Source organism: Streptomyces diastatochromogenes (assembly GCF_002242805.1).
Classification (GTDB): domain Bacteria; phylum Actinomycetota; class Actinomycetes; order Streptomycetales; family Streptomycetaceae; genus Streptomyces; species Streptomyces diastatochromogenes.
The window spans coordinates 1,253-2,721 of sequence record NZ_MCGQ01000059.1; the positions used below are offsets into that span (position 1 = coordinate 1,253).

The 1,469-nt window shown below is 74.1% G+C and carries 1 protein-coding gene and 2 pseudogenes; all 3 read left to right on the top strand.

Features of this window, described 5'->3' with window-relative positions; all coding sequences use genetic code 11:
- Nucleotides 1-213, top strand: a 213-nt coding sequence (locus BEK98_RS50480) for a DEAD/DEAH box helicase (RefSeq protein WP_244202241.1), incomplete at both ends; no start/stop codon positions are given.
- 2 nt (nucleotides 214-215) lie between these two features.
- A pseudogene (locus BEK98_RS50485) lies at nucleotides 216-530 on the top strand (DEAD/DEAH box helicase); the annotation flags it as partial.
- A 2-nt stretch (nucleotides 531-532) separates the two neighbouring features.
- A pseudogene (locus BEK98_RS50490) lies at nucleotides 533-1,469 on the top strand (helicase-related protein); the annotation flags it as partial.

Genomic DNA, 1,469 nt, shown 5'->3' on the forward strand with positions numbered 1-1,469 from the left:
CGGGCCGCGCGCGGCCCGAGGCCCTCACCGATGCCCCGCAGGCGCTCGTCGTCGTCCCCACGCGCGAGCTGTGCACCCAGGTCACCAACGACCTGCTGACGGCCGGCAAGGTCCGTAACGTGCGCGTGACGGCGATCTACGGCGGCCGGGCGTACGAGCCCCAGGTTGAGGCCCTGAAGAAGGGCGTCGACGTGGTCGTCGGCACCCCGGGCCNNGACCTGGGCTTCCTGCCCGACGTCGAGAAGATCATCAACCTGCTGCCGGCCAAGCGCCAGACCATGCTGTTCTCCGCGACCATGCCGGGCGCGGTCATCGGCCTCGCGCGCCGCTACATGTCCCGGCCCACGCACATCCGTGCCACGGCACCGGACGACGAGGGCACGACGGTCGCGAACATCAAGCAGTTCGTCTACCGCGCGCACAACATGGACAAGCCGGAGATGGTCTCCCGCATACTGCAGGCCGACGGCCGCGGACTCGCGATGATCTTCTGCCGTACGAAGCGCACGGCCGCCGACATCGCCGAGCAGNNCCAGGGCGCCCGTGAGCAGGCTCTGCGCGCCTTCCGTAACGGCAAGGTCGACGTCCTCGTCTGCACCGACGTCGCCGCGCGCGGCATCGACGTCGAGGGCGTGACCCACGTCATCAACTACCAGTCCCCCGAGGACGAGAAGACGTACCTGCACCGCATCGGCCGTACGGGCCGCGCGGGCGCGAAGGGCACGGCCATCACGTTCGTCGACTGGGACGACATCCCGCGCTGGCAGCTGATCAACAAGGCGCTGGAGCTGGACTTCAACGACCCGGTGGAGACGTACTCCAGCTCCCCGCACCTGTTCACGGACCTCAGCATCCCCGAGGGCACCAAGGGCACTCTGCCGCGCTCGGAGCGCACCCGCGCCGGGCTCGACGCGGAGGAGCTGGAGGACCTGGGCGAGACCGGTGGCCGCGGTGCGCGCGGTCGCGGTGGCCGGGGCGGCCGCGATGGCCGCGCCGAGTCCGCCACGGCCGAGCGTGAGCGCCCGGCGCGCACGCCGCGCAGTCGCCGCCGCACCCGCAGCGGTGCTCCGCTGGACGCCTCCCCCGCTACCACCGCCTCGGCCCCCGCCGCCGAGACCGGCGCCGCGGAGGAGCCCTCGGCGACCCGCACCCCGCGCCGCCGTCGCCGCACGCGCGGCGGAGCCCCGTCGGAGGCGGTGGCGGCGACTGCCGCGACCGCGACCCCCGAGGCCGCCGTGAACACGGCGGAGGGCCCGGCCGCACTGGAGACCCCGGAGAAGCCGCGCCGACGCCGCACCCGCAAGTCGGCGGAGGCAGCCGAGGTTCAGGTGACCGAGGCTCCGGTGACGGAGGCTCCCGTGACGGAGGCTCCGGTGGCCGAGGCCGCGCCCGAGGCTGCCGCCGAGGTGGCCGAGGCCAAGCCCCGCAGGACGCGCAAGGCCGCTGCCCCCGCCGCCGAGGCTGCTGTG